This window comes from Lysinibacillus irui (genome assembly GCF_028877475.1).
Lineage (GTDB): Bacteria > Bacillota > Bacilli > Bacillales_A > Planococcaceae > Lysinibacillus > Lysinibacillus irui.
In genome coordinates this window covers 2,788,826-2,807,064 of record NZ_CP113527.1, presented here as the reverse complement: position 1 = coordinate 2,807,064, position 18,239 = coordinate 2,788,826, and the positions used below count along the sequence as shown (strand labels likewise).

Here is an 18,239-nt window from a genome sequence, read left to right as displayed (position 1 = left end):
TTGCTTGAAAGGAGGTAAGCAATGACAACGCTAGAAAAAAAGGAAGTCCACATGATTAGTACGTATGAGGATCTTGTGCTTGAATGGCCTTATCCTCTAATTCATTTAGATAAACTAACCATTAAACATAAAGGCAATGACCATGCGAGATTGTACTTTACAGGAATGATTGCTGAAGAGCAAGCACAAAAGTATATTCAAAGGGTCAGTCATACTGATGAAGTGGTTGTGAAATTTGGACGAGAGCAAGGTATTTTGTTTTCAGGACGAATAGAAAATGCAGAGTTACAGGCTGTTCAAGGGGTGCATTATGTCTTAGTTGAAGCGGTATCGTTTACAGCAAACATGGATATTGAGAAACGCTCCCGTTCTTTCCAAGATGCGAATATGACGTATGTAGAGTTAATGAATCATATTGTGGGAGCCTACCCTCATGGTGATTACATCGACCATGCTTCTAATAGCCAAGCCATTGGTCATATTTCCATTCAATACTTAGAAACAGATTGGGCATTTATTAAAAGAATGGCCTCAAATTTACATGCGGTTGTTTTCCCAGATTTAAAAGGAAAAGGTCCGCGATTTTGGTTTGGTACACCGCAAAGTAGGAAAAGCATATCAATCGACCATTTACCTTCCACATTACGTATGGATATCGATACGTATCGGCTAATTACTGAAAACGATGGCACTGATGTAAGCGAAATCGATTATACTTTTTGTGAGTTTGAAAGCACAGAGGCCTATGAGCTGGGCACTTCAGTCCAATTAAAAGGAAGATCCTATGTTATTACGGCTCGGGAAGTCTGTCTTGAGGGTGGTGTCTTAAAGTTTCAATATTCCGCCCAACCAGAGAAAAGTATTCGCCAGCGATTGGTACGCAATTTAGATCTTATTGGGGCAGCTTTTACAGGAAAGATCATCGATGTCACACAGAACACGGTGAAAATTCATTTGGATATCGATAAAAAACAGGATAAAGCAAAGGCCCATTGGTTTGCTTATTCTGCCGATGCGAATGGGGTTATGTATTTAATGCCTCAAATAGGAGCACGTGCCCAATTACATTTTCCGAGTGCAGTGGAAGAAGAGGCTATCGTTATTAGCTCTGTCCGGGTAGACCCAGTCACACCTGAGGGTGGTCAAAAGCAGACGAAGAAAATGGCGGACACGACCGTTAAATCATTAGCGACCAATGCTGGGAAAGATGTGACATTAGGTGTTGGGGATATTACCTTTAGTGCAGTAGATGGGGTATTGGACTTAAAGATGGATGATGGAGAAGGTGTAACATTTCTTAGTAACAGTACCATCATGCTTGCAGCGGATGAAACACTTGACATTAGCGGGATGAAAGAGCTATCTGTAGAGGCGGAAGAGTGGATTGCCATTTCAGCAAAGGAGCAAAGTCATGTAATCCTTGCCGCTGACACACAGTTAATCAGTACACTTATTGATCAGGAAGGTACGGAGAAGAAAAGCCAACCACCGAAGTTAAATGAAGAAGCAATCGAAGCTACGTCGAAAGTTGACGTCATTTTCCCCCAAAAGGCAGAGGTGAAAAAAGAGAAAAAAGGCTTTTTTAGTAGTTTATTAGATGGTGTAAGTTTGGCATTGGATGTAGCCGGATTCATTCCTGGTATAGGGACAATTGCAGATATTGCGAATGCAGGTATTAGTTTAGCGAGGGGAGACTATATGGGAGCAGCCATGAACTTAGTGGGTGCAGTTCCAATAGTTGGTGATGCAGCAAAAACAGCATATAAGGCCAAGAAAGCGGCCAAAGTGGCAGAGGCGGCGAGTAAAACGGCAAAGGCTGCGGATAAGGCAGTTGATGCCTCAAAAGCAGTAAAAGGACTGAAAGCAGCTTACACAAAAGTATCCAAGACGCTAGATACTGTATCAGCGGTAGCCAACAAAGGCTCAAAGAGCGTCAAGACAGCAGCAGATAAAGTCATCGCCTCGATGGACGAAGTGCTAGCTGTTTCGAAGGCAGTAGACGGTATGAAAGCAATGGCCAAAACAGAGCTAACGAAATTTAACCATGGGGTATTAAAGAAATTTAATTGTACAAAAGGGTTAAGTGATAAATTCTGTAAAAAAGGCTTTGAACCTGTTGATTTAATTACAGGACGAATGATATATGAAGGTGTAGACTTTGAGCTACCTGGACCAATCCCTCTTTCATGGGAACGAGCTTGGTACAGTGATAGTAGCAGGGTTGGCTTGTCAGGTCATGGTATGCACTTTATCTACGATCTTGCCTTAGAGATATTTGAGGAAGAAGACCTGATTGGGATTGTAGTAACAGATGGTCGTGCAGTCGGGTTTCCAATTTTACCAATAAATTTGCCATATTTTAATAAAAAAGAAAGAATGACCCTGATAAATATAGGGGAAGAGTATCATTTGTTTGAGCATGATACACGATTAATTTATGCATTCGAACAAGTAACAACAACAACATACCGATTAAAAGAAGTAAAAAATGAGCAAGAGCACAATCTTCAATTTGTTTATAACAATAAAGGTTTCCTATCTCAAGTAACAGATAGCGTTGGCAGAATTCTAGATGTTACGACCAATGAGGCAGGAAGAATGACAGAAGTTGCCTTACGTAATCAGAACAATCGTGAAGTATTGGTGCGCTATGTTTATAATGATGTTCAGGATCTAATCGAAATTCAGGATGCATTAGGTCAGAGCACGCATATAACCTATGTGAATCACTTAATGATGCAAAAAATCGACCGCAATAAAAATAGCTTCTTCTGGCGCTACGATGGCCCAACAACAGGGGCACGAGTAATCAAAACATGGGGAGATGGCAATGTTCTAGCAGGTGAGCTTGCCTATTTCGACGGCTATAATGAAATCACTAATAGTTTAGGACATACAAGCTATTACTATTTTAATGAAGATAACTTGTGTACGAAAATTGTCTATCCAGATGGCAGTGAAGTCAGCTATCAATATAATGAGGACTTTGAATTACTCCAAGAAGTAGATGAAGATGGCCGCACAACAACATTCAGCTATGATGAATGGGCAAATCCGGTAACCATCACTCTTGCAGATGGCAGTACATTATCCTCACAGTATGATACTAAGGATAGGCTCATTCAAGCAGTTAACGCAGAGGGCGGAAGTCGTCAGTGGATCTATAATGAAGACGGTACATTGCAGGCAATTATGTTAGAAGACGGTACAAAGACTGAATTTTCCTATAATGAGCATCATTTAATTGACACAGTGACAAATGCGCAAGGTCATATGGTAAGCTTAGCATATGATGCAGATTTGAACTTGAGCCAAGTGACATTACCAGACGGGACAAGCTCCACTTGGACATATGACCGCCGAGGTAACTGCATTAGTACAACCAATCCATTAGGGGCGACAGAGAAGTTCCATTACGATCACTTGAATCGCCTTGTTCGCGCAAATCTTTCAGATGGTAACGATGTGCAATTACAGTACAATGCCTATGACGATATTATTTTTGCGAAGGATAACCATACGCAAGTTGCCTTTGATTACACGATTCTTGGTAGCCTAACGTCTCGAAAACAAGGTGGTAAGAAAGTACAATTCACCTATGATACAGAGGAGCAATTAACCGCTGTGATCAATGAAAGAGGAGAAGCATATACGTTTGAACGTGATACGAAAGGCCATATCATCAAGGAAATCGGCTTTGATGATATGGAAAAAACGTATGAGCGAAGTCCAGCAGGATTGGTTCAGCGCATCCAACGTCCAGGAAATCGTTGGACAGCGTATCAGCATGATGATCTAGGGAATGTCATACGATCAGACTACTATGATGGCACATGGGAAACGTTTGCCTATGACAAAAACGGCTCGCTACGAGAAACGGAAAACGAGTATGTAACCGTCAAACTAGAACGAGACCCATCCGGCCAAGTCATCAAGGAGTGGCAAAATGACCAGTGGATTGCCAGTAGCTATGACGAGTTAGGCAATCGCTCCCAAATAACAAGCAGCCTCGGTGCCAAAATCGATGTCATGCGTAATGAGCTGGGCAATATCTTACAAATGACTGCCTCTCGCTCCGAGCAAGCCCAGTGGACAGCCTCGATGCAATACAATGAACTCGGGCAAGAGATTGAGCGAATCCTACCAGGGGATGTCATCAGTAAATGGCAATATGACATCACAGGTAGACCGACACACCATCGCGTAAGTAGTCAAAGCCGTGATATGCGAAGACGTGTGTATAATTGGGATGTGAATCACCAATTACGCAGCATGGTCAATGAGCTAACCGGTGTAAAAGTAACGTATGGTTACGACGAATTCAGTAACCTCGTCTGGGCCAATCAAGATAGTAAATTTGATTTCTTATACCGTAGCGTCGATGATGTCGGCAATCTATATGAAACAAAAGACAAAAAAGATCGTGTTTATGGTGCTGGCAGTAGATTACTAGAAACACAAGATGCCCAATTCTCTTATGATGAAGAAGGAAATCTCATAGAGAAAGTCGAAAAGAATGGAGATACGTGGAAGTACGAGTATTATGGCAATGGCATGATGTCGAAGGTCATTAAGCCAGATAATACGGAAGTTACTTTCAAGTATGATTCATTAGGTAGGCGAATAGAGAAGAGTTCTGAGGATAAGGCAACGCAATTTGTATGGGATGGCAATACGATTCTGCATGAGTATTCCACGGAGAATGTTGCAGATACTTTAGAAAATCTAAATTCCTCACAAACCGATACTGCTATAGCAGATAATCTAGTTACATGGGTGTTCAATGATAGCTTCGTCCCTTCTGCAAAGATTACGAGTGAAGGTCATTATAGTATTATTAGTGATTATCTTGGAACACCTGTTGAGGCATATGACGAAGAGGGTAATAGGGTTTGGTCTGCTCAGCTTGATATTTATGGACGAGTGAAAGAGTTCACTGGTGAGAAAGACTTTATTCCATTCCGTTATCAAGGGCAGTATGAAGATGTAGAAACAGGATTGTATTATAACCGATTCCGATACTATGACCCAGAGCAAGGGAATTATACTCAAATAGATCCGATTGGACTTGCGGGTGGGAATCCTACTTTGTATGGTTATGTCGGGAACCCAAATAATTCATTGGATATATTTGGTCTAGCCCCTAAATCTCCAATGCTTCCTGGTGTAGATTTATCAGAATTGAACTTAATTATGTATAAACCAACAAAAGTAACACCAATAAATGGATCGTATTATCAAGGTATAGAACGTGCTTGGGAATTAGAAAAAGAATTGGTTGAAAAAACAGGGAGTGGATCTCATCCTTGGGATGAAGCTGAAATAGAAGAACTAAAAAGCCGGGGAAAAGTGAGTGGTTATACAGGACATCATATTACTAATCATAAGAACGGGGCTTTAGGGAATGCTTGGAAGGGAGATCCAAGAAATATTAGATTTTTACCTAATGCTAAACATGTTGGAGGATATAATGAACATTTATATGGTGAGAGAGGTCATAGAGGTAGTTATACTAATGCAACTACTGGTAGACTAATTGATCGCCAAGCAATGATAGATAGATATAACAGTGAAAGGAGCTGTAAAAAACGATGAAGTATCTAGCTCGTTCAATTTCTAAGCAAGAAAATGCCAATAAGATAAAATGTTTAGGAACATCTACAGAAACTAAACGGGAGTTAGGAAAAGTTTTCAAACTTCCAATTTTAAGCCAAGCGCTTTTGAAATGGTACAGTGATTTACCAAAATCCAAAGATATAATGTTTTATTGGACTAACGATTTCTATATATTTGGTATAGAAAATCTAACAGTTGCGTTAGAAGGTTACAGGTTTATAAGAGATGATAAAGGTTGGATAGATATTTCAAAGACAATGAAATGGCGTGAAAATTGGATTATTATTTCCAGTTGGAGTGGAAATCCAGTGATTGCCGATATAAGTAAAGCAGAAACTCCAATTTATTACGATTATGTTGGAGAAGATTTTTCACCAAAACTACTAGTGGATTCACTAGAAAAATTCGACTATTTTCTATCTGTTTGGCTTGATAAACACGATGATAGATACTATAAAAGAGGTGAATATCAATCTGATTTTTATGATTTAATGGAGAAAGAGTGGAAAGTTAAGTTAAGTGAGGAGGAAATTAGGGTTTTATGCGGATTTCTTCCTATTGTAAAATCAAAAGATAATTTTGCTCCAATTGAGCAACGGATTATAGAAAAAGCAAAAAAGAATTATGTGTATCTGGATAATCCAGGTGAAAATAAATCAAAAGTGATACTAGCATTAAAAAAAGAAACAGGATTATCACTTGATGAGATACGAAACGGTTTAAATAATAAAGGATTTCTAATAGCTGCGGGATATGGAGAAAATATTTTAGTTTTAGCTGAATACTTTATTTCTTTAGGTGCAAAAGTGAGGATTGAGCAGAAATAAATCATTATAGTGTATTCATTAGAAACTAAAATATAGAGGAATTTAATTTATGAAAAAGAGGCTTATAAAGCCCGAAATAGATAGGTTGGAAAATTCAGAAAAATTTCAAGTTAATCATAATCGTTTTTTTGTTTTAAAGTAGTATTTACCTTTTTACCTTAAACATGAAAATTGTAAACAGTTATCTGAAGTTGAATGGGAAGATAAGGACTATTGAAGATATTGGTGCAATTAATGAATTAGAAGGCTTAATAATCTATGGGAAGATGGAAGGTATAACTTTAATATAGGGGGTAAAGTGGTAATTTTTAAAAATATAATAAGAGAAAGATTATAATATTGGCAATATCATAGTTAGATAAATAATAGTAGAAATATAAAAAAGAAGGCGCTTAAGCCTTCTTTTTTCATATCATCGCGTAAGCGAACAGTTTTCATTCCGTTGCATTTAAGAAATGTTTTGAGAAAACAGTCTGTTAATAGAGACTGAGAATAAACATACATGCAATCTTCAAGCTTGAGCGAGATCCATCTGGTTCTGAAGAGACTTTATTCCATTTAGATATCAGGGGCAGTATGAGGATGTAGAAATAGGATTGTATTATAACCGATTCCGATACTACGACCCAGAGCAAGGGAATTATACTCAGATTGATCCGATAGGTCTTGCAGGAGGAAATCCTACGCTTTATGGGCATGTCAGTGATACGAATATTTGGATTGATATATTTGGGCTTTCTTGTACAAAAGAGCTTAAGAAAAATATGAATAAAGCTAACAAAGAACTGGCCAAAACAGAAGGATATATGAAAAGGGCTTGGCATAAAGAGAAAGGGTCGGCTGCCCATCATATTGTTGCTGGCGATGATTTAAGGGCTCAGCCTGCGAGGGATATATTAGCTCATTATAAAATCGATGTAAATTCAGCTGATAATGGTATTTATTTGAAACACATATACCCAAATAGTAAACAACCAGGAGCGTATCATAGGGTGATTCATACAAATAAATATTATGAGGATGTAAACAAACAAATAATCAATGCAAGTAAAGTTGGAGGGAAATCAGCTGTAGAAAAAGAATTAGAGTTAATTAGGAATGAATTATTATTTGACAAGAAGGTGTATTAATTTTGGATATATATGAAATTAAAAGTGACTATGATGTTTTTAAATTTTTTGTATTTAATCAAGGAAGTTCATCTAACTATTTAAACTTTGAAGGTCAAAAATTAGGAGACAATTGGATACCTTTAGAGTTTGAAATTTTCAAAGAAAAAGGAAAGAAAAAGGATAAACGATTTGAAGATTTTGATGCTTCATGCTATTTTGATGGTATTTTAATCGTGAATAATAATCTGAAAGAGATTTTGGAAGCTAATTATAGTGAAAAAGTTGAAATTTTGCCAGTTAATACGGATAGAGGTCCATATTATTATATAAATGTAACGAATAAAATTAAATCTATTAAAAATGTGGATAAAATGTCTTCAGACGAAATAATGGAAATGGTAAGAAATAATAGGTACGTTTTTGATCTTCAAACTGTAAAAAACGAGTCCATATTTAGAGATAGCAAAATGTCATCAAGCTATTTTGTTACAGATTTCTTTATTAATCTAATGAATAATAATCAAATCAAAGGATTACGTTATGAAAAAGTTGGTCATACAGAATAGTAAAAAACGTATAACGAAAATATACAAAACAGGATATTACAAATTATTATTTTTGTTCCGAAAAAAATTAAACTAATTACTATTGAAGATGTGTTATCGCTTCCAGAGATTTGGTTTTAGCTTCTTCCAAATTCGAAAAAATGAAATTTAAATATAAAGGGATGTTTTCATTAGATAGCTTTTATTTACTATTTAAAATGATGCGTTTTTAATTTTTTGTAGTAAAAAAATTAAATTTTGTCAACTGTGCCCCATAATTTAGCAGTTTAGTAAAAAAAGAATGCTGTATTAATTAGATGACTTCTGCATGTTGCCGAAGTCATCTCTTTTAATATTTCGAAAACTCTTTTCTATGCTAGGAGCTTCCTTGTAACTCTTAGGCTATGGATAAGAAAATATCTTCTCAGTTAAGCTAAATACAACTGTTTTACTATGTTAATGTTTGAAAGGATACTGATGAATACTAGCAGGTATTATGAAATTCCAGTAAACTGGGCAAGTGAAGAATCAATGGTTTAAAATATCAACAAAAAATGGTGGGACATCAATTGTTTTAAAGAGGTGGATCTAGACAGGTGATTTGTAGGAAAAAATAGAGTCAATAGTTGAAATAGAGAGGTGTGAATAATATGGATTGGTACAACAAAATTGAAAACGTATCAAACAAGCAACAATTCTTAGAATTTGTAAATTTATTATCAGCGGATTATCAAAAAAATATAGATGAATGGGAGAATAAATCTATAGATTTATTTCTTCAAGCCATTGAGGGATGGATGGAAGATATGGAAGGATTTTATGAAAATTCTGGTTTAGATACACCCAAAAATATCGACTGGAAACTATTGTCTATTATGCTATATGTAGGTAAGATATATGAATAAAAGGCCCACGCTAAAAAAGAATTAGTTATGTGAGATTTGTATGGAGAGAATTTAAATTGATGAGTGTGGTGTAAATAATAAATCAATTTAAGGAATTTATTAGATCGATTGATTAGTTGAAGAAGCTTATTAGTGATTATCTAGGTACACCTTCTGAAGCCTACGAAAATGATGGTAATAAGGTTTGGTCCAATGAGTTAGATATTTATGGCCAGTCAAAAGAGTTTAACAGTGACAAGGATTTTATACCATTCCGATATCAAGGGCAATACGAGGATGAAGAAACTGGCCTTTACTACAACAGATTTAGAAATTATTCACCAATTGAGGGTATGTATACGCAAAAGGATCCAATTGGGCTTAATGGAGGTTTGGTCTTATATGGCTATGTACAAGATACAAATAACTCAATAGATATTTTTGGTCTTTCTTGTACTAAAGAGTTAAAGAAAAATATGAACAAAGCTAATCGAGAGTTAAGAAAAAATGAAGGGTACATGAAACGTGCTTGGCATAAGTATAAAGGTTCAGCAGCTCATCATATTGTAGCGGGGGATCATTCAAACGTACACGCTGGAAGAGCCAGAGAAATCTTGAAAAGACTCAAGATTGATGTCAACAGTGCAGAAAATGGTGTTTATTTGAAGCATATAGATCCAAATAGTTTACAACCTGGTGCTTATCATAGAGTAATTCATACCAACGAGTATTTTAAAAATGTCTATAATAGGTTAGACATGGCTGAAAAATTGGGTGGAGCGAAAGCAAGAGAAGCAGTGTTGACTGAGCTAGAAAATATAAGGAATGATTTATTATTTAACGTTAAAATTTGGTAAAAGGGGATTTTATAATGAAAATATTTAAAATAGAGAATGACTTTAGTTTTAAAGACCTAACTTTTTTGAATGAGGAGGATATTAGTCTTTTTTCTAGTTTTACGGGACAAAAAATTACTCTGGATTGGAAAGAAGAGATTTTTGGTATCTCTGAAGATAAACATACAAGAGGAAAATTGTTAGATTTTGATTCACGCTGTTATGGAGATACATTAATAATAAAAGCGAAATTTAAAAATCTTTTTATTGAAAAATTTTCTGACATTATAGAAATCTTCCCGATAAAAATCAAAGGCATTGCAGAAGATTTTATTTATATAAATGTAACGAATGTAGTCACAGCAATTAATTTTGATGGTTTAGATTTGCAAGAATCTCTTGCAATGATGCGAAGTGAAAACATAAGATTTATTTTAGATAAAGTAGAAAATGAAACTTTATTTAGAGATGCTAAAGTTAGTTCAAACTATTATTGTACACAAAAGTTTATTGATTTTATTGAAAAAAACGGAATTAAAGGGTTAAATTTTGATACGGTAGGGACTGCAAGTAATAATTAGAATGTAATTGTGATAATCATATTTTTTAATAAATTCTAAGTATTCATTACTTTATCTTCTTTGGAGGCAATTTTACTTAAATGGCTATGAAGAGGAATTACTCCTCTTCATAGTCACTATAATGGTTACCATTAATGAATGTATCTGAAGTGTCTAGATTCAAAAAAGCTAATTCTCCTAGCTCATGGACAGAATTAGTTAGTTTTAACATGGCAAACTGCTTTTCGTTAAAATTCACAATGATATTAAGAAAATTATCTAAGTCGTCCACAGTAATACCTTCTTCCTCCATTTCTTTCTCGGTAATAAAATCATCTATATGGTAAGAAATATCAATAGCATCCAAAAGAAGTAGCTTTTCAAACTCATCGCACACTTTATCTCCAAAAACTAATACCATTAATTCGAATTCTTTTGATTTTTTAATTTGAATGAAAAGAGATTGTAAAATGTACTTTAATGAATAATTCATAATGGAATCAAAATCTTTTTGGACAATACCAGCTTGGATGTTAAATGAAATTTCTTTAATCAAATCTATATGAAAATTATTTAAAATAGATTTATAAATAGGATGACTAATTTCCTCTAATGTGTCATTCCAAATTTTTATGTTTTCTTCAAAAGGTATCATTCTCTTATTCCTCCAATATTTTTGTTTAATTTTACCATATGCATTAGATAAGATGTTAATTATAAAGACTTTTATAGATATTATCCATCAGGATAGGACGATTTTGATAAATTTTTAATTCTGGTTGGGGTCTAGCAAATAAACTATGAGATTCGTGTGGGATGGGAATACAATTCTCCATGAATATTTCTTGCAAGATAATTCAGATATATTTAGAAATTTTACACAGAATGCTTTACAGACTGATGCCGACATCGCAAATAATCTAGTTGCATGAGTATTTTCATGATGCTTCGTCCCTTTGGCAAAAATCACGAATGAAGGTTATTACAGTATTATTAGTGATTATCTTGGAACGCCTGTTGAAGCCTATGATGAAAAAGTGAATAGGGTTTGGACAGCTGAACTTGATGTTTATGGACAAGTGAAAGAAGTTACAGGTGAGAAAGACTTTATTCCATTCCGTTATCAAGGGCAGTATGAAGATGTAGAAATTGGATTGTATTATAACCGATTCCGATACTACGACCCAGTGCAAGGGAATTATACTCAAATAAATCCGATTGGACTTGCGGGTGGAAATCCTACGCTTTATGGATATGTAAATAATCCAAATTTGTATATGGATATTTTGGGGCTAGATGTAACAATTACACTAGTTTACAAAGACTGGATGCCTAAAAATGAATTTCTCAGAAAAGCTCAAACACTTCAAAAACTTGGAGAAGAAGGTCTTCTATATAAAGTTGCAAAAGTATCGAGGGATAGAAGTGTAACTAAAGCATTTAGACAAGATATGATTAAAAGAATATGGGCACAGTATGGAAATAGTAATCGCGCATTTGCCGATAAGCTAATAGATAGGGTTGCACACAAGATGCAACGGAGGTGGGTTTTGTCCCAGCCTCTTTAGTTGATAGTTTACTAAGACAGGATAGTTACAGATCTGTTTTCTCATTTTCATATTGTTGTAGATAATGATTTAATATTTTGATTCCTTCAATAAGATTATATCCAATTTTAGTAAGAAGTCTTTATTTTCATTTTCGTAGTATATTTTTGCAAAGTACCTAGATAATAAAAGATACTAAGTTAGCTTTATCATTAATATTATAGAAACATAAAAATAATCATTAGCTACTTTATTTTCATCTATTATATATATTTGTCGAGATTTTCCTATGAAACGTCCTAAATATAAATTATTCCATTCTCTTTTAGAAATAAGATCCAATCATCTCCAACATACCTTCAAATTGGACCCATATAGTAAAGCTGTCTTTCTTTTTTTGGCGATCACTATAAATTTTAGATTTTGACGGGAAAGGTTTCGATTTACTGTACAAACGTTTAGAGAACGATCGACTTCAATGGCCAAAAGAAGATGAACAAGTTCGAAACAACCAGCAAGAATTACGTTGGCTACTGGAAGTGTTATCATACTTTACGCCGATGAAATAACCACTCAAATATTGAATCGCACAGACGGTAAAGCTACACTATCGAATACCTGCAACTGGGTATTCCGCTCTGCCTTCAGAGGGATCGATGATTGTATTATTTGAACCTGTTTTACCGAGAAGGATGTATTAAAGGGATATATTTAGCGGATATTCAGAAAGTCCTTGTGTGTGATGGCTAATCTCCTTAAGACAAACTACCGAATATCACATTCGAAAATTGTTTGGCGCATGTGCGATGACTGCCTCTCGCTCCGAGCAAGCCCAGTGGACAGCCTCGATGCAATACAATGAACTCGGGCAAGAGATTGAGCGAATCCTACCAGGGGATGTCATCAGTAAATGGCAATATGACATCACAGGTAGACCGACACACCATCGCGTAAGTAGTCAAAGCCGTGATATGCGAAGACGTGTGTATAATTGGGATGTGAATCACCAATTACGCAGCATGGTCAATGAGCTAACCGGTGTAAAAGTAACGTATGGTTACGACGAATTCAGTAACCTCGTCTGGGCCAATCAAGATAGTAAATTTGATTTCTTATACCGTAGCGTCGATGATGTCGGCAATCTATATGAAACAAAAGACAAAAAAGATCGTGTTTATGGTGCTGGCAGTAGATTACTAGAAACACAAGATGCCCAATTCTCTTATGATGAAGAAGGAAATCTCATAGAGAAAGTCGAAAAGAATGGAGATACGTGGAAGTACGAGTATTATGGCAATGGCATGATGTCGAAGGTCATTAAGCCAGATAATACGGAAGTTACTTTCAAGTATGATTCATTAGGTAGGCGAATAGAGAAGAGTTCTGAGGATAAGGCAACGCAATTTGTATGGGATGGCAATACGATTCTGCATGAGTATTCCACGGAGAATGTTGCAGATACTTTAGAAAATCTAAATTCCTCACAAACCGATACTGCTATAGCAGATAATCTAGTTACATGGGTGTTCAATGATAGCTTCGTCCCTTCTGCAAAGATTACGAGTGAAGGTCATTATAGTATTATTAGTGATTATCTTGGAACACCTGTTGAGGCATATGACGAAGAGGGTAATAGGGTTTGGTCTGCTCAGCTTGATATTTATGGACGAGTGAAAGAGTTCACTGGTGAGAAAGACTTTATTCCATTCCGTTATCAAGGGCAGTATAAAGATGTAGAAACAGGATTGTATTATAACCGATTCCGATACTACGACCCCGAACAAGGGAATTATACTCAAATTGACCCGATTGGACTCGTGGGTGGGAATCCATCTTTGTACGGATATGTAAAAGATCCGAATACTTGGTTCGATGTCTTTGGAATGGCACCTTGGAAAAATGGAGGATTTGATAAATGGTTTAATAATGCTACACCAGAAGAAGTTTCTGCTAACATAGGAGCTGTTAAAAAACAGCTGAGAAATGGCGGTGGTAAACATGAACTTTTTCCAGTATCAGATGCAGCTAAAGCAAGAGAATTAGGTTTTAAAGCAGAAGAACTAAAAAAGATGGCAATTGATAAAGATAAATTTATATTTGTCGATGTACCTGATAAAGATGGTAACTTACACACAGGTCCGCATTCAACAGGTAAGAAAAGAATAGGTAATCAGTCTAGTAAAGCAAGTAGTAACTTCCATATACACCTATCAAATGCTTTACAGGGAGCAAACACAAAGAGAGAAGCAAGATTAATAATAGGGCAGTACCATAGAAAATATATGAAAGTGAGTTGTAAATAAAAATGGATATGTCTAAAGTGCATGTTTGGGTAGGAATCAATAATAGTGATGATGAGACTTTTGAAAGTTACTTTGAATTAGACTATGACGATCCAGATATGGATATTGATGATCCTCTTTACAAAGTATGCCAATTTTGTCTGGATATAAACGAAAAATGGTATGATGAGGATTGTATTGGAGTTTATAAGGAAGATAGCATGGTGAATGTTAGGGTATTGTTGGAAGAGTTATCGGTATCACAGGATACAATGGAAGAAATTCAGAATATTTGTATTAAAAAAGGGTTAGAAAATGTTAATGCAATGTTTTATTACATGGATCCAGAGATAGAAGTAACTGATAAAAATAAACTTTATAATGAATTACATTATATTGGGAAGTTTGATACAAATTTATAATAATTTAACTTCATAGCTAGGTAATTATAGGAAGTTATGAAGAAACTATCTTCTGAAAGCTAATTAGCCGTTGAAATTTTACTACGATAAAATTTCAATGGCTTTGATTGTTTTTACACTAAGATAACTAATTTAACTTTAAGGATATAAGAGGTTAAATTACAAAAAGTCGAAAATGCAACTCCGTTTATCTTGTAGTTAAGGAAACCTACAAAAAGCGTAAAAAATTTTTTTGTTAAATAAGCCAAGTTAATGACCAATTGTTGGTAGGCCAATACTTGAGGTTGCCAAAGATATTAGTCTCGGTAGAATCAATCCTAATGAGTTTTTATTTCATATACAATCGATCCTGCAACAGGTAAAGTAGTAACATTAAATAATAGATGATTGAGCAATTAGGATGATTTCAGTGGATTTCTTCAGTAATAACGTCTACAAACACTGGTGAAATGAATGAATTGTTTTTTGTCATAAATATATTAAATCTAGTACCTTGTTTAGATATCGAGAAATCGAGTATAGACATTATTAAAAACCTTACCAGCCGGACCAATCAAACTACTGCTATAAAATATGTTCCCCATTCTTTAGAAGGGCATCATATTGTAAGAATGAAAGAAAGCATGTAAAGAAGAAAAGATAAAAGGAGTAATGTTTGTCAAAGAGGGAAGTACCACTTATTACTGCCTTAATTAAGTTGTCGCAACATATGTGAAGAAGTTGTCGTAAGCATTTTCTTTACATATGTTTTTTTATTGAAGTTGTACTGCTATAGCAGATAATCTAGTTACATGGGTATTCAATGATAGCTTCGTCCCTTCTGCAAAGATTACGAGTGAAGGTCATTACAGTATTATTACTGATTATCTCGGAACGCCTGTTGAAGCCTATGATGAAAAAGGGAATAGGGTTTGGACAGCTGAACTTGATGTTTATGGACGAGTGAAAGAAGTTACAGGTGAGAAAGACTTTATTCCATTTAGATATCAAGGTCAGTATGATGATGTAGAAATTGGATTGTATTATAACAGATTCCGATACTATGACCCAGTGCAAGGGAATTATACTCAAATTGACCCGATTGGACTTGCGGGTGGAAATCCTACGCTTTATGGGTATGTCAGTGATCCGAATACATGGATTGATATATTTGGTTTATCGAGAGCACCGAGTCAAATCCTAGCAGCTAACTTAAAAAAGGGCGGAAGTAAGACAGCTGGACATCAGGCGCATCATGTAATTCCGACAAATGTGTGGAAACAATATCAAACTTTCTTCAATGATATTGGTATGGGTGGTTTAAGAGATGAAGCTTTCAATGGTATGATGATTCCTAGTAATCCTGATACTTTAAAAGGTAGTATATTTGATTTTATCCATAATACTTCTCATAGTGCTTATAATAGTAATGTGATGAACAGAGTAGGCAATATATATGCAGAATTTGATAATAATTTAATAGATGAAAAACAGGCTAGAAAACAAATTCGTAAATTACAAATGTAACTTAAAAATCAACTTCAAACAGGGCATTTTAGTAAAGATTACGTACCATTAAGAAAATATCCAACTTGTAAACGATTGGGGTAATTTTATGAAATATTTTATGTTAGTCAATAATAATGCTGCTTCTCCCATCTATTTAGATGGGGTTTTGCACGAAAGTTTTAATGAAGACAAATATGAAGAAGGAATGAGCTATAATTGGAACCGACCATTTATTGAACAAATGGAGTTTCCTAAAGAACTATGGTTAATAACGAGAAGCAAAATTCAATTTGACTACTACGAAAATTTCTTCGGTCATATAATCTCTGAAAAATTTTTATCTTCAATGGATCAAATAAATGTATTACAGGATTATGTTATAGCTAATTTACATGTTGTGAGTACAAAAGGTAAACCAAAAGTAAAAGACTCATTTTGCTTTATTAAATGTATTAAAAGACATGCATTAGTTGATTATGATAAATCTGAGTATCTTACAAGAGAAGTTCCAAGTAATGCAAAATTAAAAGTTGATGGAAGTTTCGTTGATAAGTATATAAGGTTGGTGTTAAAAGACACTGATCTTGATTTATTTCAATTAAACGATTTAAAACTGGGAAGATACTTGTTTGGTTCAGAAAAATTTAAATCATTATGTGAAAAAGGCAATCTTAAAGGGATTCAATTTATGGAGTTAGAGTTAGTGCCTAACTATCTACAATCGATCGTATAATTAATAAAATCTTTGAACCTTGTTAATACCTCATAGAATTAAAATTAACAGTATTATCTTAGCGTTAGCTTGATTTAAAGTTATTAAACACATATGTAAAGAAATTGTCTTAAGCTCTTTCTTTACATATTTTTTTTATATAAATAGATTTTTATTGTAGAGTAAAGGGGAGAAGAATGAATTTGTTCCTTCTACACCAATTATAACGGAGAACATTATGAATAATGCTTTAAATAGTATTTATGAAACCATATTAGGAGAGCATTCTATTTTAATACAATTAAGAAATGGTGAAGGATTGAAGTTAAATATAGTGAATTAATTACAGCAATGAAAATATTAATAGCTGAATATAAGAGTTTTGAAGTCGTTCCTAAAAAACTTGCATTATGTTTCGTTGATATTAGTAATTTTTTTATTTTAATAAAGAGAAATATTCTTTAGATGAACAAAACAGGATTGAAGATGCGGTTCAAGAAATTCCTCAATTGGCTAATGAATTGTTTGATTGTTAAAAGAATTAAAGAGTTTTTAGCCATTTTATATTGATGGAAAAATGTATTTGGATATTCCGAAATGGAGGTTAGCAGTGGTAGTGAGTCATGCAAGGACTAATAATAGTCTATTATACTATAAATGTGATAATATTGAATTTTTAAAAGGTTATGGTCAATTATATACAGAATTTGATGATTGCGTTGCAACTAGGCAGATCAACATAATAAATAATGATATATATAGTTCTTCATCATTGCACGATTGGAACGAAGATGTTGGATTTTTATTGTATGACGGACATATCGATAGTTTAGATTTAAGCGATAGTGTACCTATTACTCAATTAGAATTTGAGAATAAGTGGCAGGAAGGAATTGTAGCTAACAAATCTCAAATTAACTACTTAAAGGGCGATGCTTCGCTTCCTTTAGAAGAACATACACTCATCATTCATGTTGTCAATATTTTAGGAAAATGGGGAAAAGGTTTTGTTTTATCTTTATCAAAGCAATTCCCTTTTGCCAAAAATGAATATGTAAAATGGTCTAAGGATAAAGAAACTTTTGGGTTAGGAGAAGTTCAGTTTGTATGTGTAGACCAGGAGAGAGCTACTTTTGTTGCCAATATGCTTGCACAACACGGTGTGAGGAAAAATGATAAAGATCATACAACCTATATTGATTATGATGCACTTCGTTTATGTTTAAGAAAAGTTGCGAGATTTGCATTAAAAAATAGATTATCGATACAGATGCCTAAAATTGGTTCAGGTTTAGCTGGAGGAGATTGGGAAGAGATTGAAAAAATAATAAATGAGGAATTGATTTATTATAAAATTAAATGTACTGTTTTTGAATTGTGATAATAAATAAAAGTTAGGGGTGGCATC

The 18,239-nt window shown here is 34.5% G+C and carries 15 protein-coding genes; 14 read left to right on the top strand and 1 reads right to left on the bottom strand.

Annotation, left to right across the window (positions count from 1 at the left end):
- The first annotated feature begins 21 nt into the window (after window positions 1–21).
- The 7 genes from OU989_RS14155 (at window position 22) to OU989_RS14125 (ending at window position 10,401) form a co-directional block, all read left to right on the top strand.
- Window positions 22–5,595, top strand: a complete 5,574-nt coding sequence (locus OU989_RS14155) for an RHS repeat-associated core domain-containing protein (RefSeq protein WP_274793677.1) — start codon at window positions 22–24, stop codon at window positions 5,593–5,595.
- Complete coding sequence (locus OU989_RS14150; protein ID WP_131520647.1) at window positions 5,592–6,443, top strand: hypothetical protein; 852 nt, start codon at window positions 5,592–5,594, stop codon at window positions 6,441–6,443. The genes OU989_RS14155 and OU989_RS14150 overlap by 4 nt, the downstream gene beginning before the upstream one ends.
- Window positions 6,444–6,994: 551 nt before the next feature.
- Window positions 6,995–7,573 carry an RHS repeat-associated core domain-containing protein gene (locus tag OU989_RS14145; protein WP_274797348.1) on the top strand — a complete coding sequence of 193 codons (579 nt, stop codon included), beginning with the start codon at window positions 6,995–6,997 and terminating at the stop codon, window positions 7,571–7,573.
- A gap of 2 nt (window positions 7,574–7,575) precedes the next feature.
- The gene (locus OU989_RS14140) at window positions 7,576–8,121 is read left to right on the top strand and encodes an imm11 family protein (protein ID WP_274793676.1); all 546 of its coding nucleotides are present in this window, start codon (window positions 7,576–7,578) and stop codon (window positions 8,119–8,121) included.
- A gap of 629 nt (window positions 8,122–8,750) precedes the next feature.
- Window positions 8,751–9,005, top strand: coding sequence for a DUF7660 family protein (locus tag OU989_RS14135; protein WP_274793675.1), 255 nt, complete (start codon window positions 8,751–8,753; stop codon window positions 9,003–9,005).
- 116 nt (window positions 9,006–9,121) lie between these two features.
- Window positions 9,122–9,841, top strand: coding sequence for an RHS repeat-associated core domain-containing protein (locus tag OU989_RS14130; RefSeq protein WP_274793674.1), 720 nt, complete (start codon window positions 9,122–9,124; stop codon window positions 9,839–9,841).
- A gap of 14 nt (window positions 9,842–9,855) precedes the next feature.
- Entirely contained in the window at window positions 9,856–10,401 is a 546-nt protein-coding gene (locus OU989_RS14125; protein ID WP_274793673.1) for a hypothetical protein, read from the top strand.
- 97 nt (window positions 10,402–10,498) lie between these two features.
- Here OU989_RS14125 and OU989_RS14120 read toward each other — a convergent pair whose 3' ends face one another.
- Entirely contained in the window at window positions 10,499–11,035 is a 537-nt protein-coding gene (locus OU989_RS14120) for a hypothetical protein (protein WP_274793672.1), read from the bottom strand.
- Between the two features lie 301 nt (window positions 11,036–11,336).
- Between OU989_RS14120 and OU989_RS14115 the strand changes: the two genes are divergently transcribed.
- The 7 genes from OU989_RS14115 (at window position 11,337) to OU989_RS14090 (ending at window position 18,212) form a co-directional block, all read left to right on the top strand.
- Entirely contained in the window at window positions 11,337–11,948 is a 612-nt protein-coding gene (locus OU989_RS14115; RefSeq protein WP_274793671.1) for an RHS repeat domain-containing protein, read from the top strand.
- A gap of 392 nt (window positions 11,949–12,340) precedes the next feature.
- On the top strand, window positions 12,341–12,496 hold the full coding sequence (tnpB, locus tag OU989_RS23745; RefSeq protein ID WP_396631823.1) for an IS66 family insertion sequence element accessory protein TnpB: 156 nt from the start codon (window positions 12,341–12,343) through the stop codon (window positions 12,494–12,496).
- A 279-nt stretch (window positions 12,497–12,775) separates the two neighbouring features.
- Window positions 12,776–14,230, top strand: coding sequence for an RHS repeat domain-containing protein (locus OU989_RS14110; RefSeq protein WP_274793670.1), 1,455 nt, complete (start codon window positions 12,776–12,778; stop codon window positions 14,228–14,230).
- A 2-nt stretch (window positions 14,231–14,232) separates the two neighbouring features.
- Window positions 14,233–14,631 (top strand): immunity 22 family protein, encoded by a 399-nt coding sequence (locus OU989_RS14105; RefSeq protein ID WP_269898168.1) that lies wholly within the window; start codon window positions 14,233–14,235, stop codon window positions 14,629–14,631.
- A gap of 771 nt (window positions 14,632–15,402) precedes the next feature.
- Window positions 15,403–16,137 (top strand): RHS repeat-associated core domain-containing protein, encoded by a 735-nt coding sequence (locus tag OU989_RS14100; RefSeq protein ID WP_319023463.1) that lies wholly within the window; start codon window positions 15,403–15,405, stop codon window positions 16,135–16,137.
- An 88-nt stretch (window positions 16,138–16,225) separates the two neighbouring features.
- Window positions 16,226–16,852, top strand: a complete 627-nt coding sequence (locus tag OU989_RS14095) for an Imm43 family immunity protein (RefSeq protein WP_274793669.1) — start codon at window positions 16,226–16,228, stop codon at window positions 16,850–16,852.
- Window positions 16,853–17,441: 589 nt separating this feature from the next.
- Window positions 17,442–18,212 (top strand): macro domain-containing protein, encoded by a 771-nt coding sequence (locus OU989_RS14090; protein ID WP_274793668.1) that lies wholly within the window; start codon window positions 17,442–17,444, stop codon window positions 18,210–18,212.
- Window positions 18,213–18,239 lie beyond the last annotated feature (27 nt).

What these genes read in the sequence shown, in the direction of transcription:
- OU989_RS14125 (WP_274793673.1), top strand. Translation starts at nt 9,856, where the DNA reads ATGAAAATATTTAAAATAGAGAATGACTTTAGTTTTAAAGACCTAACT.
- OU989_RS14120 (WP_274793672.1), bottom strand. Translation starts at nt 11,035, where the DNA reads ATGATACCTTTTGAAGAAAACATAAAAATTTGGAATGACACATTAGAG.
- OU989_RS14095 (WP_274793669.1), top strand. Translation starts at nt 16,226, where the DNA reads ATGAAATATTTTATGTTAGTCAATAATAATGCTGCTTCTCCCATCTAT.
- OU989_RS14135 (WP_274793675.1), top strand. Translation starts at nt 8,751, where the DNA reads ATGGATTGGTACAACAAAATTGAAAACGTATCAAACAAGCAACAATTC.
- OU989_RS14150 (WP_131520647.1), top strand. Translation starts at nt 5,592, where the DNA reads ATGAAGTATCTAGCTCGTTCAATTTCTAAGCAAGAAAATGCCAATAAG.
- OU989_RS14155 (WP_274793677.1), top strand. Translation starts at nt 22, where the DNA reads ATGACAACGCTAGAAAAAAAGGAAGTCCACATGATTAGTACGTATGAG.
- OU989_RS14105 (WP_269898168.1), top strand. Translation starts at nt 14,233, where the DNA reads ATGGATATGTCTAAAGTGCATGTTTGGGTAGGAATCAATAATAGTGAT.
- OU989_RS14110 (WP_274793670.1), top strand. Translation starts at nt 12,776, where the DNA reads ATGCAATACAATGAACTCGGGCAAGAGATTGAGCGAATCCTACCAGGG.